The organism is Achromobacter sp. PD1, assembly GCF_048541815.1.
In the GTDB taxonomy this organism is placed as follows: Bacteria; Pseudomonadota; Gammaproteobacteria; order Burkholderiales; family Burkholderiaceae_B; genus Achromobacter; species Achromobacter bronchisepticus_A.
Map to the genome: position 1 here is coordinate 494,255 of NZ_CP183349.1, position 22,906 is coordinate 517,160.

A 22,906-nucleotide genomic window follows, 5' to 3' on the forward strand; every position below is an offset into this window, starting at 1 on the left:
AGATGCGGGTTTTTTGCATTCGGCCTAGGGCAAGCTGTCCGCCGATCGTCTCATTCCTTCTCGTACGCCAGGTAATCCAGATGGATGCCGATATGGTCCGCGATATAGCGGGCGTCGTGCCAAACCCCCCAGATGAACGAGGAACTACGGTTGGTGAGGTTGGGCAGGCCGAGGAAGTAAATGCCTTTTTCGGCGGAAATGCCGCGCTTGTGGATGGGGTAGCCGTTTTCGTCGAAGGTGTCGACGTCGATCCAGCTGAAGTCGACCTTGAAGCCGGTCGCCCAGAGGATGGTCTTGATGCCGGCTTCGGCCAGGTTCAGGCTGAGGATGGGGTAGGTCAGGCATTCCGGGTCGGGCAGCAGTTTCCAGGCATCGGGCTCGGGCGGCAGGTCCAGGCCGTTCTGCTCGATGTAGGCGTCGGCTTCGCGCAGGACCTCGAAGTAGTCGGCGTCGCCCTGGGCGACGTCGCGGCCGAGGTTGTCGGCGAAATGCAGCACGCCGTTCTCATAGGAGGTGGTGATGCCCACCAGCTGGATGCCGTCGCGCGCCAGGCGGCGGAAGTCGACGGTCTTGCCGTTTTCGTAGCCGCTCACGGCGAAGGCGACGTGTTCGCGCTTGGGCTTTTTCTTGACCTCATCCCACATGCCCAGCGCGCCCAGCCACCAGCAGTAGTCGCGCTGGCGGTAGGAGCGGGGCGGGCGATAGTGTTCGCCCACCGACAGGTAGACGGTGCGGCCGGCCTGGCGGAGTTCTTCGGCGATCTGCGAGCCGGAGGCGCCTGCGCCGACGACGAGCACGGCGCCCTCGGCCAGCTGGCCTGGATTCTTGTAGGCCGAGGAGTGAAGCTGCTGGATGCCGGCGTCCTGCGGCACGATCTTCGGGTAGGTGGGGATCTGGAAGGGGCCGGTCGCGGCGACCACGTGCTGCGCTTCGATGGTGCCCGCGGAGGTGGTGACGGTGAAGCCCGGGCGCTTGTCGTTGCGCTGCACGCGCAGGACTTCGACGCCAGTGCGCACCGGCGCCTTGAGCATCTTGGCGTAGTCCTCGAAGTACTGGGCCATGCGCTCCTTGGGCGGGAAGACGTCGGGCCCGACGTCATCGAACTTCAGGCCGGGAAAGCGGTCGTGCCAGGCGGGGCCGTTGGCGACCAGCGAGTCCCAGCGTTCGGAGCGCCAGCGTTCGGCGATCCGCTTGCGCTCGAGCACAATATGCGGAATGCCCATGGCGCCGAGGTGTTCGCTCATTGCGATGCCGGCCTGACCGGCGCCGATCACCAGCGTATTGGTTTTTTCAATTGACATTTGAAGATCCTAAAAATTACCGAGACCCTGGTGCGTCTCGAGGCTGACACGAAGATCAAGCAACAGAAGACCGGCGAACCGCGCGCTTGATCAAAGGGCGCGCTGAACGATAGGCACGCAGTGTGACCCTGAAGCCCCGAGTTGATAACTTCGTTTTTCGGACGGCTGACTTAGGAAAAAGCAAAGGAGCAGGTTTGCGCGGAAAGGGGGGCTTCGGGGCGTCCGGGATGCCGCGATTTCTTTTTTCCGATGGCCCCCATCAGCATCGGCAACGCACTGGGAAAAGGGCCTTGCCGTATTCTTGAATGCACCAGAACGCTGAGGACGCTCTCTTGCGTGCCATGCGGCCACCGCCTGCTTTTCCCGAGCCATACACGCCGGGAAGTCGAACTTTGTGAGTGCAGCAGCCATGCCGAATCGCCCCTTTGCCTCCGATACTCCCAGCGCGCTCCGATTGGAGGGCGTGATCAAGAAATACCGCGATCATGCGGTGCTCCAAAAGGTCTCCCTGAAGATCGAGAGCGGAGAGTTCCTGACGCTGCTGGGCCCGTCCGGTTGCGGCAAGACCACCTTGCTGAACCTGATCGCGGGTTTTGCCGACGCGGACGAGGGCGAGATCTTCATCGACGACACCCCGGTCACGGCCTTGCCGCCATATCAGCGCCAGATCGGCATCGTGTTCCAGAACTACGCGCTGTTCCCGCACATGACGGTGGCGCGCAATATCGCTTATGGCCTGCGGATGCGGCGTGTGCCGGCCGCCGAGATCGAGCGCAGGGTGGGCGAAGCCATGGCCCTGGTGAAGCTGGATGGACTGGGCGAGCGCAAGCCGCGCGAGTTGTCCGGCGGCCAGCAGCAGCGGGTGGCGCTGGCGCGGGCCCTGGTGATCCGCCCCAAGGTGCTGCTGCTCGACGAGCCGTTTTCCGCCTTGGACAAGGGCCTGCGCGGCGCCATGCAGGTGGAAATCCGGGATATCCAGCGCAAGCTCGGGGTGACGACAATCTTTGTCACCCATGACCAGGGTGAGGCCCTCAGCATGTCGGACCGCATTGCGGTGATGAACCAGGGCGTGATCCGGCAGGTCGCGGCGCCCGACGAGCTGTATCGCAATCCGCAGGACCCGTTCGTGGCCTCGTTCCTGGGCGACGTCAACATCCTGCCCGCGCACTATCACGGCTCCGGCGCGGAGACCATCCAGCTGCGCCTGGGCGCGGGGCTGACGCATATTCCCCGCCACCGCCTGGTGGGCGGCTCGCACGAGGGGCACCGGCTCGATCTTTATGTGCGGCCCGAACACATCAAGCTGGAAACCCTGCATAGCGGGTCGGTGCTGAGCGGCACGGTCGTCAACCACGTATTCCAGGGCGACCACGTGGATCTGTACCTGGAGGTGCACATTCCCGTGGAGGGACGCCAGCACGTGATGGTGCGCACCTCCGACCTGAACTGCATCCATGAATGGCCCGTGGGCGCCGTGGCGGGACTTGCTCTGCCCGGTCACGGGGTCAGCGTCTTCAACGCGTCGTCCTGAAAGACGGGTTCCGCGCTGTTCCATCCTGCACGGCGGCCGCGCCAGCGCAGCCGCCCGGCTTCCATTCTTTCGCGAGGCAAAACTCCATGAAGCAGATCCCCCTTGAAATGCAAGCCATCATCGCCCGCGAGCCCGGCGACGCCACGGTGTTGGCGCTGGCCGAGCGCCCGGTCCCCACGCCAGGCCCCGGCGAAGTGCTGTTGCGTGTGCTTTCGGCCGGCATCAACCGGCCCGACATCATGCAGCGCCAGGGCCTGAGCAAGCCAGCGCCGGGCGTGACGGACGTGCTCGGGCTGGAGGCCTGCGGCGAGGTGGCCGCCTGCGGCCCCGGCGTGCCGGAGTCCCTGCTCGGACAGCGATTCATGAGCCTGCTAGCGGGCGGAGGCTATGCGCCGTGGTGCGTGGCGCGCGTGGATCATTCCCTGGCCGTGCCCCCGGGGCTGGGCGACGCCGAGGCGAGCGCCCTGCCGGAAGGCCTGTACACCGTCTGGCACAACCTGTTCGAGCTGGGCCGCCTGCGCATGGGCGAGACCGTGCTGATTCACGGCGGCGGCGGAGGCATCGGCACGCTGGCGATCCAGATGGCGCATGCGGCCGGGGCGAAGGTCATCGTGACGGATGGCGAGCGCGACCGCGGCGCTGCCTTGCGCGAACTCGGCGCGTCCGAGGTGATCTGTTTTCATGACACGGATTTCGTGCAGGCCTGCGAGACCTATACCGAGGGCCGCGGCGTGGACGTGGTGCTGGACATCGTCGGCGGCGATTACGTGCGCCGCAATCTGCAGGCGCTGGCCTTCGGCGGGCGTCACGTGAGTCTTTCCTTCCTGCAGGGATCGGCCGTCAATGTCGAGCTGCTGACCCTGATGCAGAAGCAGCTGAGCCTGCATTCCTCGACCATGCGGCCGCAGACCGATGCCGAGAAGGCCCGCATGGCCGCCGCGCTCAGGCGCCACGTGCTGCCCCTGGTGGCCGCCGGCCGCATCCGGCCCAGAATGGCGCAAAGCCTGCCGCTGGCCGAGGCCGTGCGCGCGCACCAGTTGCTGGAAAGCGGCAAGGTGTTCGGCAAGCTGGTCCTCAAACCCTGACAATCGGAGACTGGATTGAAACTCCTCTACGCCCCGACGTCCCCTTTCGTGCGCAAGGTGATGATCTGCGCGCACCTGACCGGCCAGGCCGGACGGATCGAATGGCTGCCCAGCGCGGCGCATCCGGTCAACCGCGATGCGCGCATCGCCGCTCATAATCCGCTGGCCAAGGTGCCGACCCTGATCCTGCCGGACGGCAGGGCGCTTTACGACAGCCGCGTGATCTGCGAATACCTGGCCGGCGCCGCCGGCGACGCGCAGCTGTTTCCGGCGGGCGAGGCGCGCTGGCTGGCATTGACGCGCCAGGCCCTGGGCGACGGCCTGCTGGATGCCGCGCTGTTGGCGCGCTACGAACACACGGCCCGGCCGGCCGAAATCCAATGGCCGCAGTGGCGCGAGGCGCAGCTGGTCAAGGTACGGGCCTGTCTCGCGGAAATCGAGGCGCAGGCAGACGAGCTGCCGCAAGCGCATCCGGACATCGGCAGCCTGACCATAGGCTGCGCCCTGGGCTATCTGGATTTCCGCTTTCCCGAGCTGGACTGGCGCGCCGCGCATCCGCGCGCCACAGCCTGGTTCGCCGTGTTCAATCAATTGCCTGCCATGCAGGCCACCCTTCCCAACGAAGCCTGAGACCGCCGCCATGACGACGCCGAGCGCACCTTCCACCTCCTCCACGGTCTGGTTTCTCAACGGGCCGAACGCCAATCTCTACGGACTGGACGCCAACAAGACCTATGGTTCCGACAGCTTTCCCGTGTTGCAGCAGCGTTGCGAAAGCAAGGCCGCCTCGCTGGGCATCCGGCTGAATTTCGTCCAGTCCAACCACGAAGGTCAATTGGTCGACTGGATACAAGAGGCGCGCGGCAGCGCGCAGGGCGTCATCATCAATGCGGCCGGCCTGACCTATTCGTCGGTGCCCATCCTCGATGCCTTGCTAGCCTTTCCCGGCAGGATCATCGAGGTCCACATGAGCAACATCTGGCGGCGCGAGGCCTTCCGCCATCATTCCTACATTTCCAAGGCCGCCGACGGTGTCATCGCGGGCCTGGGCGGCGATGGCTATGAGCTGGCCATCGAGGCCATGTCCCGCCTGATCAACCGCAGCGCCTGAGGTCGCCCCGCCATGCATGCATCCTCCCGCCCGGCCGTGTCGGGCACGATGGTTTTCTACAGCGAGTTCGACGACTACACGGCCTGGCGCGACGCCATGCAGGCGCGCCTGCCGGACCTGCGCATGGTGCGCGGCAGCGAGGCGCACGACCCGGCCAGCATCCATTACGCACTGGCCTGGAAGGCGCCGCAGGGCTTCTTCGACCGCATGAAGAACCTGCGCCTTATCGTGAACCTGGGCGCGGGAGTGGATTCGCTGGTGGGCCGCGAGGACCTGCCGGCCGGCGTGCCCATCACGCGCATCACGGATCCGAACATGGCGCGCATGATGGCGGGCTACGTGCTGTTCGCCACCCTGCGCTATGCGCGGGATATTCCGTATTTCGAGGCGGCGCAGCGGCGCGGCGAGTGGGCCTACCGCCATCCGCGTTCGCCCGAGGACGTGCGTGTGGCGGTGCTGGGCCTGGGCGAGCTGGGTGCCTGCGCGGCGCAGGAGCTGCGCCGCCAGGGGTTGACGGTGCTGGGCTGGTCGCGCAGCCCGCGCAGCATCGAAGGCGTCGAGTGCCACGCCGGCATGGAGTCGCTGGACACGGTGCTGTCGCGCGCGGACATCCTGGTGGTGATGCTGCCGCTGACGCCGCAGACCCGCGGCCTGCTGGATCGCGAACGTTTGCAGCGTCTGCCCCGCGGAGCAGCCCTGATCAATGTGGCCCGGGGCGCGTTGGTGGACCAGGCAGCCCTGACCGATCTGCTGCGCAGCGGCCATCTGGGCGGCGCGACGCTGGACGTGTTCGAGCGCGAGCCCCTGCCCGCTGGCGACCCGCTCTGGGCGATGGACAACGTGCTGATCACGCCGCACCTGGCTTCGGTGGCCATTCCAGCATCGGCCGCCGGACAGATCGCCGACAACATACTGCGCGTCAACCAGGGCCTGGAGCCCGCCAACCGCGTAGATCCCGCGCGCGGCTATTGACGTTGGGTCTTGCGGATGTCAGGGTTCTTTAGCCACCGAGGCAGCCCTGCGCCATTCCGATGCTCGCCCCAATGGGGCTGCGCTTCGGATGGCTCCGGACCACCTCGGCTGACAGTCGTCTAATGCGTCGGTTTTGGACCCCGTTCATGGGCAGATGCCGCAAGCCGGTGGCCGGGCGGAGGGATCCGAAGCGCAGCCCCACCGGGGCGAGCATCGGAATCCCGCAGTCCGGACGCCGGCGGCTCAAGAACCTGATCTCACCAAACCAATCGGCAACATTCCACCCCGAAATTCTCTAGTGGTTGTCCTCGATATTGAGGATCCTGCTCAGCCCGAGGAAACGGTTGGCGAAGATCAACAGCGCGGCCGTCACCACGATGTACACCACCGACAGCGCAGCCAGGGTCGGGTCGGCGAACTCGCGCACATAGTTGTACATGGTCACTGGCAAGGTCTGCGTGCTCTGGGTGGTCACGAACAGCGAGGCGGTGAATTCGCTGAATGACATGATGGCCGCGAACAGCCAGCCGCCGAACAGTCCGGGCGCCAGCAGAGGCACGGTAATCGTGAACAGCACCCGCACGGGCGAGGCGCCGAGGCTGGCGGCGCTCTGCTCCAGGCGTTCGTCCAGGTTCTCCATCGAGACATAGACGCTGCGCAGCACGAACGGCAGGACCAGGATGACGTGGCACAGAATCACGATCCCGTAGCCGCGGTCCACGTTCAGCTGCGCCGCCAGGATCAGCAGGCCCAGCCCGACCGTGAAATGGGGAATCACCAGCGGCGAGAGCAGGATGGCTTGCAGGATGTTCTTGCCCGGAAACGCCATGCGCTTGACGGCGATCGCCAGGCCGGTGCCGATGACCAGCGCCAGCAGCGAGGACCAGAGCGTCACCACCATGCTGGCGCGAAAGCCATCGCGGAAATCGGCGTAGGTGAAGACGCGCTCGAACCAGCGCCAGGACCAGGCCTGCGGCGGAAAAGTGAGCAGGGCCTTGTCGTTGAAGGAGGCCAGCATCACCACGACTACCGGCAGCAGCACGAAGGCGAGGATCAGCGTGATCAGCACCGGCGCGCCGATGCGCAGCCACAGGGGCAGGGATTTGCGGATGCTCATGTCAATGTCCTCCGATGACCTTGAGACGGCGCGTGACCTGGCCGAGCAGCATCAGCGAGATCGCCGTCAGGCCCAGGCCCATGACGCTCAGGCTGGCGGCGAGGGGGAAGTTCATCGACGAGAATCCCAGCTGGTAGACCAGCGTCGAGACCGTCGGCACGCGGCCCCCGCCTATCATTTGCGGCGTGGCGAAGGCGCTGAAGGTCCAGGCGAACGAGGTGGTGATGCTGGCCAGGATGCCGGGCATGGACAGCGGCAGGGTGATCGTCAGAAAGGTGCGTACCGGCCCCGCGCCCAGGCTTTCAGCAGCCTTTTCGTAGTCGCGGTCGATGTGCGAGATGGCCGTGGCCAGCATCAGCACCACGACGGGGATGGTGACGTGCACCAGCGCCACCAGCACGCCCAGATGGCTGAACATCAGTGTGAGCGGCGTATCGATCAGGCCCATCTTGAGCAGCATCGAATTGATGAAGCCCGTGCTGCCCAGCACGATGATCCAGGAATAGGTGCGCACGATCTCGCCCAGGAACAGCGGCGTGATGGACACGATCAGGATGAAGGATTTGATGGCGCGGTTGCGCACCCGGACCAGGGCGTACGCCAGCGGGTAGGCCACGAGCAGGGAGCAGACCGTTGTCTCCACGCTCAGGCGCAAGGTGTTGGTGAAGGCATCGATATAGATCTGCTTGCCCATGCCCGAAAAGTTCGTCAGCGTCAGGCCGCCGACGTCCAGCGAACCCGGAATGAAGGTGCGCAAGCTGTACTGCAGCACGGCCGCCATGGCGACGCAGATGCACAGGGCGATGAAGCTTGCCGGGGATATCAGCCATCCCCTCAGGGTGGAACGCGCATCCATGGTGAACCCATCCTTGGTTTACGTTGAGGACGTGGCGGCGCCGCGGCCCCAAGGGGCCGCGGCCTTGCGTTATCAATTCATGATGTTCTCGGTAAACCACTTGCGCCACTCGGCCGTTTTCTCCGCGCGCAGCTTGTCGTCGATGACGATGGCCTGGGTGTCCCATTGCTGTTTGGTCGTGAAGACGCCAGGAAGGGCAGCGTCTTCAGGCGAGACCTTGGCGTTGTCGACGACGGGGCTGGCCTTCTTGGCTGCCACGATCTTGGCCTGCACCTCGGGCGACAGCGCGATGTCCATGAACTTGTAGGCCAGGTCGGTCTTGGCGCTGCCTTTCATGATGGCCATGGTATCGACACCTAGCACCGCGCCTTCTTTGGGCATCGCCACCTTGATGGGCACGCCCTGGCCGATCATGTAGTACGCATTCATGGACAGCACGACCTGCACCGGCGTTTCGCCGGCGGCGATCAGCTGCTGGCTGTTGGCGTCGTTGGTGTAGAAAGCCTTGAAATTGGGTTTCAGGGCCTTGAGTTTTTCCTGCCCCTTTTCCCAGGTGCTGGCGTCGCCGCCGGACAGCAATGCCGAAATGTCGATGATGTGGCTGGGGTCGAAATCGGGCGCGGACAGCTTGCCTTTCAGCGCCGGGCTCCACAGATCGTTCCAGCTGTTGAAGGTGACGTCCGCGGGAACCAGGTCGGGGCGGTAGCCGATGGTGTACACGTACGCCCAGCTGCCGATATGGTACGGGCTGATCTTGGCCCGGTCGACCAGGTGCGAGTAGTTGGGGATCTTGCTCAGGTCAAGTTTTTCGTACAGGTTGGCGTTGACATAGAGCCAGCCGATATGCGACGTGGTGAACGTGATGTCGCTTTCCGGCTTGGTGGCGAGCTTGGCCTTGTTCAGCCGGTCTATGGTGCCGCCCGTGATGTACTTCACCGGCACGCCGGTCTGCCGCGTGAACTCGCGGCCGATATTCTCGTCGATGAGATCGCGGAAGCTGCCGCCCCAGGTGCTGACCACCAGCGCATCCTGCGCCTGCGCCGTGGCGGAGAGAGCCGCGCCGGCAAGCATGCCGGCGCCTATGAGTTTCTTGATCATGACAACCCCTTGTCTATATGGTTGACTACAGAACCTGCTCGAGGAAATTCTTCAGGCGCTCGCTGCGGGGCGCCCCAAAAAACTGTTCAGTGGGCGCGGTCTCGATGATTTCGCCTCGCTCCATGAAGACGCAGCGGTCGGCCACCCTGCGGGCGAAGCCGATTTCGTGGGTGACGCAGATCATGGTGATGCCGGTCTGCGCCAGGTTTTCCATGATGCGCAGCACCGAGCCGACCGATTCCGGATCGAGCGCCGAGGTCGGCTCATCGAAGAGCATGATGCGCGGGCGCAGGCAGAGCGCGCGGGCAATGGCCACGCGTTGCTGCTGGCCACCGGAAAGCTGGATCGGATACTTGTCGGCCTGCTCGATCACATTGACTTTGGCCAGGTATTCGCGCGCCGTCTGGTCGGCCTCGCGGGCTGGAACCTTCAAGGCGATCTTCAGCGCGAAGGTGCAGTTGTCCAGCACCGTCATATGCGGAAAGAGGTTGAAGTTCTGGAACACCATGCCCAGCTGGCGCCGCACTTTCTCCACGTCTTCGGGACGCCGGGTCAGTTCGGCGCCGTTGACCCGGATGTCGCCCGAGTCATGCTGTTCCAGATGATTGATGCAGCGGATCAGGGACGACTTGCCGGATCCGGAAGGACCGCAGAGGATGACGATCTCGCCGTTGGAGACCTCCAGGTGGATATCCCGCAGGGCGTGGAAGGCGCCGTAGAACTTGTTCAAACCCGAGATGGAGACCGCGGGCGCGCACTCGGACAGGGTGGCGGAGACAGGCGGCGTGATGCTGGACAGGATGGCAGTCATGATGGTTCGCGCTCTGATAGTTCGGTCGGCCGGGCGGTTCAGGCCCTGGCGAGATAGCGGTTCAACTTGCGGTCCGCGATCGAGAAGCCAAGTCGTATGCAGTTGGTGATGCACCAGTAGATCGCCGCCGCCGTGATCAGGGGCGTGAACGGGTCATAGGTGTAGTCGAACACGGTGTTGGCGGCCGCGGTGAGGTCGACCAGCGTGATGGCGCTGACGGCCGCCGTGCTTTTCACCATGATCAGCAATTCATTCTGATAGGCGCGCAGCACATAGCGCGCCACCAGCGGCAGGCGCAGGCGGAACAGGATCTGCGCAGGCTTCAGGCCCAGGGTCTGCGCCGCTTCGATCGTGCCCCGGGGTATTGCCGCCAGTCCGCCGCGGATGATCTCCGCCATGAAGCCGGAATGGGTCAGCGCCAGGCCCAGCCAGGCGCAGACATAGGCGTTGGAGAAGACGCTCCACAAGGGGGTGTCGCGCACGATGGAGAACTGCGGCAGTCCGCTGTAGATCAGGTACAGCAGCACCAGGCTGGGGACGCCGCGGAAGAAGCCGATGTAGCTGCTGGCGAAGAGCGCGCGCGCACCGGGCCGGAAGCTTGCCAGCGCCACCGGCAGCGCCAGCAGCAGGCCGATGACCAGCACCGGCAGCAGCACGGCGAAGGTGGTGCCGGCGCCGGCCAGCAGTTTGGGCAGGCTGTCCCAGGCTACCTGGAAGTCAAAGTGCATGCGACGCTCCCTTGGTCACGACGGGATGAAAGCCGCGCGCAGCCCATGTTTCGACACGGCGCGCCACGTAGTAGGTGAGCCAGGTCATCATCAGGAAGAAGCCGGCCGCAAGCATGTAATAGACGAAAGGCTCCTTGGTCACGCCCGAGGCAAGCTTGGCGTAGGCCATGATTTCCTTCAGGCCGATCAGGGAGATGAGGGCGGTGTCCTTGAGCACGACGATCCACATATTGGTCATGCCGGGCAGGGCCAGCCGCAGCATCTGCGGCAGGATCACCTTGAGCCAGATGGCGGTGCGCGGCACCAGCAGCACCCGCGCGGCCTCGAACTGGCCGTGGGGAACGTTCTGGATCGCGCTGCGGATCAGGTCGGCCAGATAGGCGCCATACACCATGCCCAGCGCCGCTACCGCCGCCATGAACGGCGTTACCTCGATCTGCTGGTCGATGCCGAACGGCGCGAGCAGGCTGGCGACGATCTGCGAGCCGCCGTAATAGAACAGGAAACCGACCAGCAGCGAAGGCACCCCCGTGAAGATGGAGGCATACGGAATCCAGACGATCTTGGCCAGCCATGTCGGCCGCAGCGTGATCAGGGCGAAGAACGTCCCGATCGCGAGCGCCAGCAGGTAGGCGCAGACGGCGACCTGGATCGTCATCATTGCGCCGGTCGCGAGTTGCTGCACGAAACCCATCGAAGGCATGAGGTCTTCCTGGCAAGCGTGGGTGGAGTTCCGCCCGGTCCGGCAAGCTCGTGCCGGGGACTCGGGCGGCGCGCGCGAATCCTGCTAGCGGCAGGCCGCTTCCTCGGGCAGCAGCTCTACTTCCATGTACGGCTTGCGCAGCTTGGTGAAGGTGCAGTCCTTGATTATGGTGTCCAGCGTGACGTTCATGCGGTTGAGCAGTTCGCCGCCGTCCTTGCGGGCGATCCAGCTCGATCCGGCTTCGCCGCCGCCAGTCCACAGATCGCCGCCAGCGAACTTCCAGCCCTTGCCCTGGGGCTTGGACAGGAACTCATTGGTCCAGCTGATCTTGGGACCCAGGCTCATGTCGAGCCGGCCGTTGGCCAGGTCGAGACGGATCTGGTCGGGGTTGTCGTAGAACACGATCTGCACTGCGTTGCCGAATGTCTCGCCCACGTACTTGGCTTGGGCCGAGCCGCGTTGCAGGCCGATGCGCACGCCCTTCAGGCCCTCCGGCGTGAAGGTGTAGTTCTTGGCCTCGGGCACCACATAGGAGTCCGGGTTGAACAGCACCGGTCGGCCGAACAGCACTTTTTCCTTGCGCTCCGGCAGCGGCTTGGTCTGGCTGACCACGGCATCCAGTTTCTTCTGCAGCAGCGCCGGGATCAGGGCCTTGAAGTCCATGACGACGATCTCGCAATCGACCTTCATCCGCTTGCACATCTCGCGCGCCAGGTCGGGTTCAAAGCCGGTCAGGCGGCCTGACGGGTCGACCATGCTGAAGGGCGGATAACTGCCTTCGTTGCCCAGCACCAGCTTCTCGGCTTGGGCGGGCGTCACAGCGAACAGCGAGGCGCCTGCGAGCGTCAGCGCCGTGATGGTTTGGTGTAGATGCATTATTTTCCCCTTGCTTATTTATTGGTCATGCACTTCGTTGAATGGTCTACATCGCTGCGGCCTTGCTCAGGTTGCCGTTGAACAGCGAGCCGTAGCCGGGCTTGGCGCCCGCCGCGCCGGTGAGATCCAGGCAATGCCAGAACGAAGCCTGGATGGCCGAGATCACCGGCTTGCCGAGTTTCTGTTCCAGCGCCTCGATGGCGCCGACGGTGCGGAAGTTGGTGCACGAGACGAAGATGGCCGTCGCGTCGGGGTGATCGACCGAGAGCACGTGGTCGTAGACCTTTTCCAGCGAGACCTCGGCCAGCGCGTGATCGTCAGAGATGCCGAGGCAGGCGCTCTTGACGACCTCGTGGCCGTTTTCCTGCAGGAAGCGGATGGCGCGCTCGTGGATCTCCGGAAGATAGGGCGTGGCCAGCGCAACCTTGCCGGCCTTGACCTTCTTCAGCGCCGCGAGCGTCGCCGTGGAGGCGGTGGTGATCTGCGGCCCCGGCACCCACTGCCGCAGCTTCTGGATCAGCGCCTGGTCGTAGGCGGTGCCATGCAGGAACGAGGCGCTGGTGCCGCCGAACAGCAGCACGTCGATGGGAGCGGCGCCGGCCAGGCGCGCGGCCTGTTCGAGTTCAGGCGCGTTCATCATCTCTTCGATGCCTTGCACCGTGACCTTGGGCAGCTTGATGCGCGCGGTATGGGTGGAAACCCCTGGAGCGGACATGGCCCACATTTCTTCTTCCATCACGACGCTGGAAGCGATGTAGATCAGCCCGATGCGGGCCAGGTCGCCCGAGCCGTCGTAGCGGAATCGGGGATAGGCGGCTTGCGCCGGCGTTGAGGCGGTGTTCATCCGGATCCCTTGTAAGGTGAGGTTGCTGCGGATTGCATCTGGTGACGTCGGCCGTCGATCCGGGACCGGGCGTTGCCGCCGCCCGCCGCACCGGCCACGCCAGCGAAAACCAATGATGCGAGAGGCCATCCGAGGCACCAAGTCGCCTTTTCCGTTGGCATGGATCGATTTTCCTGATGGCCCCGCGCGGCCGCCGAGGCAGGTCGCATGCGCATGGCGGCGGGCGCCGCCCGCGTCAGGATTTCCGAGACGGGACGCCGGAAAAAACAAATAGGCTGCGTTCCCGCTTGGACCGACCATCAGCGGGCAGGTAACGGCCTTGTGCGATGCCGCCAGCCAGGCGGGCGCGGGGTCTCCGGATAAACCCTAATGCAGATACGAGCCATGAAGCACAAGCGCATACGCACCTTCAATACCAAGGCAACCTACCCTGAACAGAACCTCGATAACGATCTGTGCCAGGCCGTCGTCGCGCGCGGCAGCACCGTCTTCTTGCGCGGGCAGATTGGCCAGAATCTGGACACCTCGGAGAGCGTCTGCATCGGCGATGCGGCGGGCCAGACCGAACAGGCGATGAAGAACATCGACATGTTGCTCAAGGAGGCCGGCGGCGAGCTGCAGGATATCTGCAAGATCACGATCTACATCATCGACCCGCGTTATCGGGAGCCGGTCTACCGCGTGGTCGGAAAATGGCTCAAGGGCGTGTTCCCCGTGTCCACCGGCATTGTGGTGTCAGCGCTGGCGCGCCCCGAGTGGCTGGTGGAAATCGACGCGACTGCCGTTATTCCGGATTGACGCCGCAGGAGGCCCAGCTCATGACTTTCTCCATCATTGCCCGCTGCCCGGCCACCGGCCAATTCGGCGCGGCTGTTTCGTCCTCGTCGCCCGCGGTCGCGGCGCGCTGCATCCGTGCGCGTGCGGGCGTAGGCGCGGCGGTCAGCCAGAACATCACCGACCCCGCCCTGGGGCCGCTCATCCTCGACGCGATGGCCGAGGGCCGCACGCCCGAAGGCGCGCTGCAGGCGCTGGCCGAACGTCCTTTCATCAGCTACCGGCAGCTGATGGCCATCGATGCCACCCAGGCGCCGGCCATATTCACGGGCTCGAACGCGCTGGGTCGCCTGGCCGACGCGCAAGGCGAGCATGCCGCATGCGCGGGCAATATGCTGGCGTCGCTGGAAGTGCCGGCGGCCATGTTGTCGGCGTTCGAGCAGGCCTCGGGTTCGTTGGCCGAGCGCCTGATGCAGGCCATGCTGGCGGGCCAGGCGGCTGGCGGCGAAGAAGGGCCGGTGCATTCGGCCGGGCTGCTGGTGGTGGCGGACCTGGATTGGCCCATCGTCGATTTGCGCATGGACTGGGTCGAGCAAGGTCCCGTCGAACGGCTGTACGAGGCCTGGCAGGTCTACGAGCCGCAGATCGAGGCCTACATCACCCGCGCCAGGGACCCGCGCGCCGCGCCGAGCTTTGGCGTGCCAGGCAATCCGTGAGCGCTTGCGGCTTGCCGCTTGCGGCGAGTGCGAGAAAACCCGAGGAGCGCCATGCCCCGCTGTCAGGGCATAGTGGATACACTTTTGCACGGTGCGGTTGACGCTGGCGCCGGGCCGCGCCGGCGGCCTGCGCAGCGGACCGCCGCCTCCTTCCAGCCTGCTCCAGTTTTCTCACTTCGGACTATGCTCAATCGCATTTCGCTGCGCCAGATGGAGTACTTCGTCGCCACTGCCAAGCATGGCAGTATCGCCGCGGCATCCAACCAGATCCACATTTCGGCGCCGTCGATCTCGGCTGCCATCGCACATGTCGAAACCGAATTGGACGTGCAGCTGTTCGTGCGGCATCCGTCCAAGGGCCTGGCGCTGACAGTGCTAGGCCAGCAGGTCATGAGCGAATGCGAAGATCTGCTCGAGCGCGCGTCGCGCCTCTACAAGATTGCATCCGTTTCCAGCAACACCATCCAGGGCACCTTGCGCGTGGGCTGCTTCCAGTCGCTCACGGCCATGATCGCGCCCGAGGTGATCTTCGGGTTCTCGCGCGCATTCGACAAGGTCGAGCTGCACATGGTCGAAGGCGATCAGCAGTTGCTGATCGACAAGCTGCATACGCTGGAGATCGACGTTGCGCTCAGCTACGACCTGAGGCTGGGCGACGAGATATCGTTCGAGGCGCTGGCGCGCCTGCCGCCGCACGTGGTGGTCAGCGAGCTGCATCCGCTGTCGCAGCAGATTGCGGTAACGCTGGAAGAACTGGCGCGCTTGCCCATGGTGTTGCTGGACCTGCCCCTGAGCCGCGACTACTTCATGTCCCTGTTCGCGAAGTTTGGCCTGGAGCCGAACATCGTGGCGCGCTCGCGCTCTGAGGAAGTAGTGCGGTCCATGGTGGCCAACGGCATCGGCTACGCCCTGTTCAACGTGCGGCCGAAGTCCACCCAGGCCCTGGACGGCAAGCGCCTGGTGCGGCTGCGCCTGGTGGGCGAACACCGGCCGATGCTGCTCGGGCTCACCACCTACAAACCGATGAAGCCGTCGCGCCTGACCGAGGTGTTCATGCAGCGCTGCCGCGCCTACATTTCGGACCAGTACATTCCGGGCATGAGCGAAGGCAGCTTCTTCGATCCCTACGTGCCTCCTGAAAACAAGTGAATGGACGGCGCGCGCGCCGTCCGTCTTTTGCAGATCCATGCCATGAGCTCACCGACCCCGGACAACAGTCCAGACCTATTGCGCGAACTGCTCGCCTTTGAATCCGTCACGCTGACGCCCAATATCGACCTCATAGAACGGGTGCGGGAATTGCTGGCGCAGGCGGGCATCGCATCCACGCTGGCGGCGGACCCGCAGGACGCCAGGCGTAGCAATCTGTTCGCTTCCGTCGGCCCTTTGGAAGTACCCGGCATCCTGCTCTCGGGCCATACCGATGTGGTGTCCGTGACGGGGCAGCCCTGGACCACGCCGCCCTTTCAGGCGACCGAGCGCGATGGTCGCATCTATGGTCGGGGCAGCGCCGACATGAAGGGCTTCGTCGCCTGCGCCGTGATGGCCATGATCCGCGCGGCTCGCCTGCCGCTGGCGCGCCCGCTGCATCTGGCGCTGTCGTTCGATGAAGAAATCGGCTGCGTCGGCGTGCGCCACCTGCTGCGCGCGCTGCAAGACATGGAGCCCGCACCGTTGCTGTGCGTGGTGGGCGAGCCCACGCTGATGAAGATCGGCACCGGCAACAAGGGCAAGGCGGCCTACCGGGCCGTGTGCTGCGGCCAGGCGGGCCATTCCGGGCTGGCGCCGCATTTCGTCAACGCCATCCATACGGCCAGCGATCTGATCGGCGCGCTGCGCGACGTGCAGCGCGACCTGGCCGAACACGGACCGCGCGAGGCCGGCTATGACGTGCCATACACCACGGTGCATGCCGGCACCATCAAGGGCGGCACGGCGCTGAACATCGTGCCCGCGGAATGCGAAGTCAATTTCGAGATCCGCAACGTCGCGCAGGACGACCCGAGCCAGATCCTGGAGCGGGTGCTGGAGCTGACCAGGACGAAGATGCGCGCCGCGGGCGCCCGGCCCGAGGCCGAACCGCCCCGGGTCGAAGTGGTCAACAGCTATCCCGGCCTGGCCACGGCGGACGGTTCGGCGGCCGTGGCGCTGCTGGCCTCGTGGCTGCCGCCGGACACCTCGCTCACCAAGGCTGCCTTCGGCACCGAAGGCGGGCTGTTCCAGCAGCTGTGGGCGCAGACCTCGGTGCTGATCTGCGGCCCCGGCAGCATCGAGGTGGCGCACAAGGCCGACGAGTACGTCGAACTTTCGCAGCTGCAAGCCTGCGACGCCATGCTGGAGAAGTTGACGCAGTATTTGATGGTTTAGGCGCCGGAGCGCGGGATCGCTGGCTACGTGGCAACGTTTTGAAGCAATCGCCCGTTGAGCCGGGGCTGCGAGAGCCTGCTATAACAGCGGCTACAGCTTTTCTGTAGAGCCAGGAAATGTCCATTCAAACGTTGAGCCGCTATGGTGTGGCGATTTTTGCGGCTGCGCTGATGGCCGGCTGCTCCTCCAGCGGTCCCAAGACTTCGGAGCAGGGTGCAGCCAAGTCGTATTCCTCCACTGCCCGCGCCGGCGGCGAGTGCGCGAGCCGCGGCAAGTGCATCTACAAGGGCGCGTATGAATCAGGGGAACGGAACTACGCCGAAGCGGAAGCCAAGCGCCTGAACATCGCCGAACTGGAGCGCCTGCGCCGCGCTTTCGGCAATTGACCCCGGCAGGGAACCGGCGCGCGCCCACGCCTGAAGAAATCATGCGGCACTACGACTCGGACCCGGACGAGGATCCCTGGGTTCGCGGCAAGCCTGCGCCGGAGCAGGTCGCGGTAGTACCTTATGACCCCGATTGGCCGGCCCGTTATGCCCAGCTTGAAACGCAGGTGCGCGAGGCTTTGGGGCCGGCCGCGCTGGCGGTCGAGCACATGGGGTCGACCGCGGTTCCGGGCTTGCCGGCCAAGCCGGTAATCGATATTGATCTGACGGTGGCCGACCCCGAGCAGGAGGACGCCTATGTCCCCGCGCTGGAAACCGCCGGTTACGTGCTGGTTTTACGGGAGCCGTCCTGGCATCAGCACCGTCTTTTGCAGCTGGCCGCGCCGCGCGTGAACCTGCATGTATTCGGCCCCGATTGTCCCGAGAATATCCGGCACCGGATGTTCCGCGACTGGTTGCGCCGGCACGCGGCCGACCGCGATCTGTATGCCCAGGCCAAGCGTATGGCGGCGGACGGCATGATGCAGGTCATGGATTACAACAAGCGCAAGGAAGCGGTCCTGCGCCAGATCTACGAACGCATGTTCCGCGCCGCCGGCTTTATCTGAGGCGCGCCGGCGCGGATATCATCCCTATCCGCTTCAATAGTGGCTTTTCAGCGGCACGGCGGGGTCGGCCAGCACGTCGCGGGGCGGGTTGAGGCCCAGCTCCAGCAGCTTGCGCGCCGCCAGGTGGTCCATCGGGGCGTTGATCGATTCGACGCAGACCAGATGGCCGTCGGCAAAGTGCAGGATCGAGAAGCTGCCGGGCTTGGCGCCGGGCCGCAGGACGCGCTCGGTGTCCGGCGGCGCCAGGCCGGCGATCTGCAGGCGCAAGGCGCCCTGATCGGACCAGAACCAGGGCAGGGCGTGATACGGCGTTTTCGTGCCCAGCAGCACGCCGGCCAGGGTGCGGGCCTGGTCGTTGGCGTTCTGCACCGATTCCAGGCGCAGGGTCTTGCCCCAGCGCGCATACGGAAACGAGGTGCAGTCGCCGATGGCGTAGATGCCGGGCGCGGAAGTCTGCATCAGCCCGTCCACCACGATGCCGTTCAGGCAGTCCAGGCCGGCGGCCTGCGCCAGCGTGATCTCGGGCACGGCGCCGATGCCGGCGACCAGCAGGTCCACCGGATGCTCCACCTCGTTGACGACTACGCTGCGCACGCGGCCGTTCTCGGTCCGGATGTGTTGCAGGTCGGAGGACAGGCGCAGGTCTACGCCGGAGTCGTGCAGCACGCGGGCGACGTGTTCCGAGGCCTCGGGCGACACGGAGCGCGCCAGCAGGCGCGGCGCGGACTCGAAGACGGTGACCGGGCGTCCCAGGGCGCCCGCGGTGGCCGCGATTTCCAGGCCGATGAAGCCGCCGCCCACGACCGTGACCGACGGCGCGTCGGCGATCGCGGCGCGCAGGCGCGCGGCGTCGTCGGCGTTGCGCAGGTAGATCAGGTTCTGCAGTTCTTCGGGCACGTCCGGCAGGCGCCGCGCGCGCGTGCCGGTGGCCAGCACCAGCGCGTCATAGTCCAGCTGCTTGCCCGAAGCCAGCGTGAGCACGCGCGCGTCGCGGTCTATGCCGACCGCGGGATCGGCCAGCAGCACCTGCACGCCAGCGTCGGCGTAGACCGCCTCGGGGCGCAGCAGCTGGATCGGAGCTTCCGGATCCTTGATGTAGGTCTTGGAGAGCGGCGGGCGATGGTAGGGCAGCGAGGCCTCTTCGCACACCAGCGTCAGGCTGCCGGGAAAGCCGCCTTCTATCAGGCTGGCGCACAATTGCGCCGCCGCGTGGCCGCCGCCGACGATTACCACCTTCTGCATGCATGACTCCTGTTCTGCCTGGCCCGGTCTCGGGCCGAATCGGCAATGCTACCGCAGGTGGCAGCTGGAGGAACTGCATGCAGGACGCGAAGGGCGCTGCGCGCCTGGAGAGGATCAGGCCGCGGCGTTGGGGGACGGGCTCAGGCGCCCGGCAGCATGTAGCGGGCGGAAACGGCCAGGATGCGCTGGGCGGATTCGCGCAGCCTGCGGGCTTCGCGGTGGGCGTTGAGGGAAACCACGGCGTCGTAGCGGCGCGCGCTGAGCGGACCGGCCAGCAGCACCGGGCGGCGGGTAAGAATCGGGGATATCAAGCGTTGCATGTGGAGCATTCCTGCGGGCGTCAGGCCCAGTCGATGCCAGGTATCGTAAGGCGGCCGGGGGTGGCGGCCAACGAATTACCTTTTATATGAATATCCGGCGCGCGCCCGGGATTCGGGGGCTGGCGGATATTCGAACGCCAGTATCGCCCGCGAGTATGACAGCCATATGCCAGCGGCGCTTGCGGCCGCCCGGCAGGCGCGGACCAGGTCCGCGCGGAGAACCCGCCGGATGACGATGCCCCGGGGGCGCCAGCGGCTCAAGGCGCCTTGAGCCGCGACGGCACCTCGCCTACGTCGCTGCAAACCGCCAGCACTTCGGCGGGCTTCTTGCTCATGGACAGGTACACGTGGCCGATGCTGCTGTCGAAGTAGGCGGTCTCCAGCTTGCCCAGCACGACGCTGTCGCCGTTTTCGAACTGGATGCGGACCTTGCCCGACAGCACCACCGCGAATTCCTGGCCGGGGTGGCGGATGTAGTCCTCGAACTCGACCACCTTGCGCGAGTCGATGAGCGCCAGCATGGGCGTCATCTTCTTGCCGGGGTATTCGCCCATCAGCAAGCGGTAGTGGTAGTTCTCGGTGACGTAGTCGCGGGCGTCGCTGAGCTTGTTCTTGACGAAGGTGGGGGCGACGGCGGCCTGCGAGGCGTCCGGCAGCATGAACATGCGGGTCATGTCTATGCCGAGCGCGCCGGCCAGCGCGGCGAACTTCTCGTAGCTGAGGGCGATCTGCCCCAGCTCCGCCTTGGACAGCGTCGAGACCGCGATGCCGCTGGCGCGGGACAGCGCCTGCAGGGTCATCTTGCGCGCCTTGCGCTCGGCCCGCAGGCGAGCGCCCATTTCTTCCTTGCCGACGATCTCGGGCGGGGATGTAGTGCCGGGTAGGGCCATGTAGCGATCTGGCAGGTAGGGGTGATTGGGGCAGGGCCCGCAAGCCCCGCTGCGTATGCCGGATTGTAAGGGCTGGCCGGGATCAGGCTCCCGCCCGGTTGAGGACGCGGCCGGCGTGCTGGCCGGTAAAGGCCTGGCCTTCCCAGACGGGCGCGCCGTTGACGTAGACCGAGTGGATGCCCGCCGCGCGCTCGGTGGGACGCTCGAAGGTGGCCGAGTCAGCCACGGTGGCGGGGTCGAAGACCACCAGGTCGGCGTAGTAGCCGGGCTGCACCTGGCCGCGTTCGGCCAGGCCGAACTTGGCGGCGGTCAGGCCGGTCATCTTCCAGACCGCGGTCTCCAGCGGGAACAGGCCCAGGTCGCGCGAGTAATGGCCCAGCACGCGCGGGAAGGTGCCCCACAGGCGCGGGTGCGGACGCTCGTCGTGGGGTAGGCCGTCGGAGCCGATCATGGTGGGGCCGAACGCCAGGATGCGCTGCACGTCGGGCTCGTCCATCATGAAGTAGATGGCGCCCGCGGGCTGCAGCTCCGGCACCACGTCGTACTTGGACTTGCCGCGCTCGGCGGCGATTTCCTCCAGGTCGCGCCCGCTCAGTTCGGGAAAGGGCTTGCACCAGGTGATGAGCGTGCGGCCCGCCAGCAGCACGCGGTCCTGCTTCAGCATGGTGGAGCCGGCCACGTAGGGGTAGGCGTCCAGGGACACGTCCTGGCTGGCCATGGCGGCCTCGATCAGCGCCAGCGTTTCCTTGGAGCGGCCGAAGTTGGGCTTGCCCATGACCTTGTGGTGCGAGATCACCACCGGCACGTCCAGCTCGCGGCCGATGCGGAAGGTCTCTTCCAGCGCCGCCACGATGTGTTCGCCCTCGTCGCGCATGTGGGTGGCGTAGACGCCGCCATGTGTGCCCAGCGGGCGGCAGACCTCGATGATTTCCTCGGTGCTGGCGTGGGCGGCGGGCGGGTAGAAGGCACCGGTGGAAATGCCGATGGCGCCGCTGGCCAGCGCGTCGTCGGCCAGCGCCTGCATGGCCTGGATCTCCCCGGCCGTGGCTTCGCGCTTCAGGTCGGGCATGACGGCGGCGCGCAGGGTGGAATGGCCCACCATGCAGGCGGCGTTGACGGCGGGCGGCGCGGCGCGCAGGGCCTCCAGGTAGTCGGAGAAGCGCTCGAAGCGGAACGAGCCGCCTTCGTCCAGCAGGTCCAGCGGCGCGGGCGGGTTGGCATGTGCCAGCGGCGCCAGGCTGATGCCGCAGTTGCCGGTGACCACGGTGGTGACGCCCTGCGAGATCTTGGGCGTCATGTCGCGGTGCTTGAGCAGGTAGTTGTCGTCGTGCGTGTGCGAGTCGATGAAACCCGGCGACACCACCTTGCCGGCCACGTCGATGCGCCGGCGGGCGCTGCTGGCGCTCAGGTCGCCGACGGCGGCGATCCGGTCGCCGCGCACGCCGACGTCGGCAAGCCGGCCGGGCGAGTTGGTGCCGTCGATGACGGTGCCGCCGGCAAGGATGTAATCGAACGGGGTGGCGTCGGTCTGGGACATGCGTATCTCCGGCTAAAGGGGGGTGGCGAAGTGGCAGGCGACCTGCTGTTCGGGGGCGATCTGGCGCGGCTGCGGCGCTTCCTCGGCGCAACGCGGCTGCGCCATCGGACAACGGGTGCGGAAGGCGCAGCCCGAGGGCGGCGACAGCGGGCTGGGTATTTCGCCCTTCAGCACTTCCACGGGTTTGCGCTCGCCCTGGCGGGCCGAGGGCACGGCGGCCAGCAGGGCGCGGGTATAGGGATGGGCGGGGCGTTCGAAGATGGCCTCGCGGGTGCCGGTCTCGACGATCTTGCCCAGGTACATCACGGCAACGCGGTGGCTGATGTGGCGCACCACGCTCAGGTCGTGCGAAATGAAAACGTAGGTCAGCCCCAGGTCGCGCTGCAGGTCCATCAGCAGGTTGATGACCTGCGCCTGCACCGACACATCCAGCGCCGATACGGGTTCATCGCAAACGATCAGGCCCGGATCCAGCGCCAGCGCGCGCGCGATCACGATGCGCTGGCGCTGGCCGCCGGAGAACTCGTGGGGGTAGCGGTCGGCGGCGTCCGGACGCAGGCTGACGCGGGCCAGCAACTGCGCGACGCGCTCGCGGATGGCGGCGCGGCTGTGGCCGAAGGCGCGCAGCGGCTCGCCGATGATGTCGCGCACCCGCATGCGCGGGTTCATCGAGGAAAACGGATCCTGGAAGATGAATTGCATGCGCTGGCGCATGGCGCGCAGTTCGCGGCTGTTCATGGCGGCCAGGTCGCGGCCTTCCAGCAGGATGCGGCCCTCGGTGGGGTCGGTCAGGCGGATCAGGCATTTGCCGGTGGTGGATTTGCCGCAGCCGGATTCGCCCACCAGGCTCAGCGTCTGGCCGCGCGGCACCGACAGGGAAACGCCGTCGACCGCGCGCAGCACCTTGGCGCCGCTGCCGCTGTCCACGGGGTAGTGCTTCTTCAGGCCGATGACTTCCAGCATGGGCGGGGCGTCGGCGGCGGGCGCGGACACGGCGCTCGCAAGGGGGATGTCGTGCAGGTTCATGGCGGGC

25 protein-coding genes are annotated in these 22,906 nt (G+C 66.0%); 11 read left to right on the forward strand and 14 right to left on the reverse strand.

Annotated elements, in window-relative coordinates:
• Positions 1-50: 50 nt before the first annotated feature.
• Positions 51-1,301: a flavin-containing monooxygenase gene (locus ACM1PE_RS02270; protein ID WP_059375379.1), complete on the reverse strand. Its 1,251-nt coding sequence runs from the start codon at positions 1,299-1,301 to the stop codon at positions 51-53.
• A gap of 463 nt (positions 1,302-1,764) precedes the next feature.
• Here ACM1PE_RS02270 and ACM1PE_RS02275 point away from each other — a divergent pair, with 463 nt between their 5' ends.
• The 5 genes from ACM1PE_RS02275 to ACM1PE_RS02295 all read left to right on the forward strand — a co-directional run bounded on the left by ACM1PE_RS02275 (position 1,765) and on the right by ACM1PE_RS02295 (position 6,000).
• Positions 1,765-2,832: an ABC transporter ATP-binding protein gene (locus ACM1PE_RS02275; protein ID WP_410469165.1), complete on the forward strand. Its 1,068-nt coding sequence runs from the start codon at positions 1,765-1,767 to the stop codon at positions 2,830-2,832.
• Between the two features lie 86 nt (positions 2,833-2,918).
• A complete protein-coding gene (locus tag ACM1PE_RS02280; RefSeq protein ID WP_251877581.1) occupies positions 2,919-3,917 on the forward strand; it encodes an NAD(P)H-quinone oxidoreductase in 999 nt (332 codons plus the stop codon).
• A 15-nt stretch (positions 3,918-3,932) separates the two neighbouring features.
• On the forward strand, positions 3,933-4,547 hold the full coding sequence (locus ACM1PE_RS02285) for a glutathione S-transferase (protein ID WP_118931764.1): 615 nt from the start codon (positions 3,933-3,935) through the stop codon (positions 4,545-4,547).
• Between the two features lie 10 nt (positions 4,548-4,557).
• The gene (locus ACM1PE_RS02290; protein WP_059375364.1) at positions 4,558-5,028 is read left to right on the forward strand and encodes a type II 3-dehydroquinate dehydratase; all 471 of its coding nucleotides are present in this window, start codon (positions 4,558-4,560) and stop codon (positions 5,026-5,028) included.
• Between the two features lie 12 nt (positions 5,029-5,040).
• On the forward strand, positions 5,041-6,000 hold the full coding sequence (locus tag ACM1PE_RS02295) for a 2-hydroxyacid dehydrogenase (RefSeq protein ID WP_419342491.1): 960 nt from the start codon (positions 5,041-5,043) through the stop codon (positions 5,998-6,000).
• Positions 6,001-6,295: 295 nt separating this feature from the next.
• Here the strand turns inward: ACM1PE_RS02295 and ACM1PE_RS02300 are convergent, their stop codons facing one another.
• The 8 genes from ACM1PE_RS02300 to ACM1PE_RS02335 all read right to left on the reverse strand — a co-directional run bounded on the left by ACM1PE_RS02300 (position 6,296) and on the right by ACM1PE_RS02335 (position 13,033).
• Positions 6,296-7,117: an ABC transporter permease gene (locus ACM1PE_RS02300; RefSeq protein ID WP_118931768.1), complete on the reverse strand. Its 822-nt coding sequence runs from the start codon at positions 7,115-7,117 to the stop codon at positions 6,296-6,298.
• 1 nt (position 7,118) lies between these two features.
• Positions 7,119-7,973 (reverse strand): ABC transporter permease, encoded by an 855-nt coding sequence (locus tag ACM1PE_RS02305; protein ID WP_419342492.1) that lies wholly within the window; start codon positions 7,971-7,973, stop codon positions 7,119-7,121.
• A gap of 72 nt (positions 7,974-8,045) precedes the next feature.
• The gene (locus ACM1PE_RS02310; protein WP_419342493.1) at positions 8,046-9,071 is read right to left on the reverse strand and encodes an ABC transporter substrate-binding protein; all 1,026 of its coding nucleotides are present in this window, start codon (positions 9,069-9,071) and stop codon (positions 8,046-8,048) included.
• A 25-nt stretch (positions 9,072-9,096) separates the two neighbouring features.
• Positions 9,097-9,882 carry an amino acid ABC transporter ATP-binding protein gene (locus ACM1PE_RS02315; RefSeq protein WP_419342494.1) on the reverse strand — a complete coding sequence of 262 codons (786 nt, stop codon included), beginning with the start codon at positions 9,880-9,882 and terminating at the stop codon, positions 9,097-9,099.
• A 38-nt stretch (positions 9,883-9,920) separates the two neighbouring features.
• Positions 9,921-10,610 (reverse strand): ABC transporter permease, encoded by a 690-nt coding sequence (locus ACM1PE_RS02320; RefSeq protein WP_059375283.1) that lies wholly within the window; start codon positions 10,608-10,610, stop codon positions 9,921-9,923.
• Positions 10,600-11,313: an ABC transporter permease gene (locus tag ACM1PE_RS02325; RefSeq protein ID WP_059375281.1), complete on the reverse strand. Its 714-nt coding sequence runs from the start codon at positions 11,311-11,313 to the stop codon at positions 10,600-10,602. The genes ACM1PE_RS02320 and ACM1PE_RS02325 overlap by 11 nt, the downstream gene beginning before the upstream one ends.
• Positions 11,314-11,397: 84 nt before the next feature.
• A complete protein-coding gene (locus tag ACM1PE_RS02330) occupies positions 11,398-12,189 on the reverse strand; it encodes a transporter substrate-binding domain-containing protein (protein WP_059375279.1) in 792 nt (263 codons plus the stop codon).
• Positions 12,190-12,235: 46 nt separating this feature from the next.
• Positions 12,236-13,033, reverse strand: coding sequence for an Asp/Glu racemase (locus ACM1PE_RS02335; RefSeq protein ID WP_059375276.1), 798 nt, complete (start codon positions 13,031-13,033; stop codon positions 12,236-12,238).
• Between the two features lie 384 nt (positions 13,034-13,417).
• Between ACM1PE_RS02335 and ACM1PE_RS02340 the strand changes: the two genes are divergently transcribed.
• The 6 genes from ACM1PE_RS02340 (at position 13,418) to ACM1PE_RS02365 (ending at position 17,884) form a co-directional block, all read left to right on the forward strand.
• A complete protein-coding gene (locus ACM1PE_RS02340; protein ID WP_059375273.1) occupies positions 13,418-13,831 on the forward strand; it encodes a RidA family protein in 414 nt (137 codons plus the stop codon).
• Positions 13,832-13,851: 20 nt separating this feature from the next.
• Positions 13,852-14,523 carry a DUF1028 domain-containing protein gene (locus ACM1PE_RS02345; protein ID WP_118931771.1) on the forward strand — a complete coding sequence of 224 codons (672 nt, stop codon included), beginning with the start codon at positions 13,852-13,854 and terminating at the stop codon, positions 14,521-14,523.
• 183 nt (positions 14,524-14,706) lie between these two features.
• A complete protein-coding gene (locus ACM1PE_RS02350; protein WP_059375270.1) occupies positions 14,707-15,672 on the forward strand; it encodes a LysR substrate-binding domain-containing protein in 966 nt (321 codons plus the stop codon).
• A gap of 42 nt (positions 15,673-15,714) precedes the next feature.
• A complete protein-coding gene (argE, locus tag ACM1PE_RS02355; RefSeq protein ID WP_419342495.1) occupies positions 15,715-16,890 on the forward strand; it encodes an acetylornithine deacetylase in 1,176 nt (391 codons plus the stop codon).
• A 116-nt stretch (positions 16,891-17,006) separates the two neighbouring features.
• Positions 17,007-17,276 carry a hypothetical protein gene (locus ACM1PE_RS02360; RefSeq protein WP_059375267.1) on the forward strand — a complete coding sequence of 90 codons (270 nt, stop codon included), beginning with the start codon at positions 17,007-17,009 and terminating at the stop codon, positions 17,274-17,276.
• Between the two features lie 41 nt (positions 17,277-17,317).
• Positions 17,318-17,884, forward strand: coding sequence for a GrpB family protein (locus ACM1PE_RS02365; protein ID WP_419342496.1), 567 nt, complete (start codon positions 17,318-17,320; stop codon positions 17,882-17,884).
• Positions 17,885-17,917: 33 nt separating this feature from the next.
• Here ACM1PE_RS02365 and ACM1PE_RS02370 read toward each other — a convergent pair whose 3' ends face one another.
• The 5 genes from ACM1PE_RS02370 to ACM1PE_RS02390 form a co-directional block, all read right to left on the reverse strand.
• Complete coding sequence (locus tag ACM1PE_RS02370) at positions 17,918-19,126, reverse strand: NAD(P)/FAD-dependent oxidoreductase (RefSeq protein WP_059375260.1); 1,209 nt, start codon at positions 19,124-19,126, stop codon at positions 17,918-17,920.
• A 140-nt stretch (positions 19,127-19,266) separates the two neighbouring features.
• Positions 19,267-19,446 (reverse strand): hypothetical protein, encoded by a 180-nt coding sequence (locus ACM1PE_RS02375; RefSeq protein WP_059375255.1) that lies wholly within the window; start codon positions 19,444-19,446, stop codon positions 19,267-19,269.
• 257 nt (positions 19,447-19,703) lie between these two features.
• A complete protein-coding gene (locus ACM1PE_RS02380) occupies positions 19,704-20,336 on the reverse strand; it encodes a helix-turn-helix domain-containing protein (protein WP_059375252.1) in 633 nt (210 codons plus the stop codon).
• 82 nt (positions 20,337-20,418) lie between these two features.
• Positions 20,419-21,873 (reverse strand): N-acyl-D-amino-acid deacylase family protein, encoded by a 1,455-nt coding sequence (locus tag ACM1PE_RS02385; protein WP_419342497.1) that lies wholly within the window; start codon positions 21,871-21,873, stop codon positions 20,419-20,421.
• 12 nt (positions 21,874-21,885) lie between these two features.
• On the reverse strand, positions 21,886-22,899 hold the full coding sequence (locus ACM1PE_RS02390) for an ABC transporter ATP-binding protein (protein WP_280016084.1): 1,014 nt from the start codon (positions 22,897-22,899) through the stop codon (positions 21,886-21,888).
• Positions 22,900-22,906 lie beyond the last annotated feature (7 nt).

Excerpts from the sequence above, each read along its gene's own strand:
- argE (WP_419342495.1), top strand. The coding sequence starts at position 15,715 with ATGAGCTCACCGACCCCGGACAACAGTCCAGACCTATTGCGCGAACTG.
- ACM1PE_RS02380 (WP_059375252.1), bottom strand. The coding sequence starts at position 20,336 with ATGGCCCTACCCGGCACTACATCCCCGCCCGAGATCGTCGGCAAGGAA.
- ACM1PE_RS02270 (WP_059375379.1), bottom strand. The coding sequence starts at position 1,301 with ATGTCAATTGAAAAAACCAATACGCTGGTGATCGGCGCCGGTCAGGCC.
- ACM1PE_RS02295 (WP_419342491.1), top strand. The coding sequence starts at position 5,041 with ATGCATGCATCCTCCCGCCCGGCCGTGTCGGGCACGATGGTTTTCTAC.
- ACM1PE_RS02290 (WP_059375364.1), top strand. The coding sequence starts at position 4,558 with ATGACGACGCCGAGCGCACCTTCCACCTCCTCCACGGTCTGGTTTCTC.
- ACM1PE_RS02330 (WP_059375279.1), bottom strand. The coding sequence starts at position 12,189 with ATGCATCTACACCAAACCATCACGGCGCTGACGCTCGCAGGCGCCTCG.
- ACM1PE_RS02385 (WP_419342497.1), bottom strand. The coding sequence starts at position 21,873 with ATGTCCCAGACCGACGCCACCCCGTTCGATTACATCCTTGCCGGCGGC.
- ACM1PE_RS02320 (WP_059375283.1), bottom strand. The coding sequence starts at position 10,610 with ATGCACTTTGACTTCCAGGTAGCCTGGGACAGCCTGCCCAAACTGCTG.
- ACM1PE_RS02370 (WP_059375260.1), bottom strand. The coding sequence starts at position 19,126 with ATGCAGAAGGTGGTAATCGTCGGCGGCGGCCACGCGGCGGCGCAATTG.
- ACM1PE_RS02280 (WP_251877581.1), top strand. The coding sequence starts at position 2,919 with ATGAAGCAGATCCCCCTTGAAATGCAAGCCATCATCGCCCGCGAGCCC.
- ACM1PE_RS02365 (WP_419342496.1), top strand. The coding sequence starts at position 17,318 with ATGCGGCACTACGACTCGGACCCGGACGAGGATCCCTGGGTTCGCGGC.
- ACM1PE_RS02305 (WP_419342492.1), bottom strand. The coding sequence starts at position 7,973 with ATGGATGCGCGTTCCACCCTGAGGGGATGGCTGATATCCCCGGCAAGC.
- ACM1PE_RS02345 (WP_118931771.1), top strand. The coding sequence starts at position 13,852 with ATGACTTTCTCCATCATTGCCCGCTGCCCGGCCACCGGCCAATTCGGC.
- ACM1PE_RS02360 (WP_059375267.1), top strand. The coding sequence starts at position 17,007 with ATGTCCATTCAAACGTTGAGCCGCTATGGTGTGGCGATTTTTGCGGCT.
- ACM1PE_RS02325 (WP_059375281.1), bottom strand. The coding sequence starts at position 11,313 with ATGCCTTCGATGGGTTTCGTGCAGCAACTCGCGACCGGCGCAATGATG.
- ACM1PE_RS02375 (WP_059375255.1), bottom strand. The coding sequence starts at position 19,446 with ATGCAACGCTTGATATCCCCGATTCTTACCCGCCGCCCGGTGCTGCTG.
- ACM1PE_RS02310 (WP_419342493.1), bottom strand. The coding sequence starts at position 9,071 with ATGATCAAGAAACTCATAGGCGCCGGCATGCTTGCCGGCGCGGCTCTC.
- ACM1PE_RS02340 (WP_059375273.1), top strand. The coding sequence starts at position 13,418 with ATGAAGCACAAGCGCATACGCACCTTCAATACCAAGGCAACCTACCCT.
- ACM1PE_RS02315 (WP_419342494.1), bottom strand. The coding sequence starts at position 9,882 with ATGACTGCCATCCTGTCCAGCATCACGCCGCCTGTCTCCGCCACCCTG.
- ACM1PE_RS02335 (WP_059375276.1), bottom strand. The coding sequence starts at position 13,033 with ATGAACACCGCCTCAACGCCGGCGCAAGCCGCCTATCCCCGATTCCGC.
- ACM1PE_RS02300 (WP_118931768.1), bottom strand. The coding sequence starts at position 7,117 with ATGAGCATCCGCAAATCCCTGCCCCTGTGGCTGCGCATCGGCGCGCCG.
- ACM1PE_RS02350 (WP_059375270.1), top strand. The coding sequence starts at position 14,707 with ATGCTCAATCGCATTTCGCTGCGCCAGATGGAGTACTTCGTCGCCACT.
- ACM1PE_RS02390 (WP_280016084.1), bottom strand. The coding sequence starts at position 22,899 with ATGAACCTGCACGACATCCCCCTTGCGAGCGCCGTGTCCGCGCCCGCC.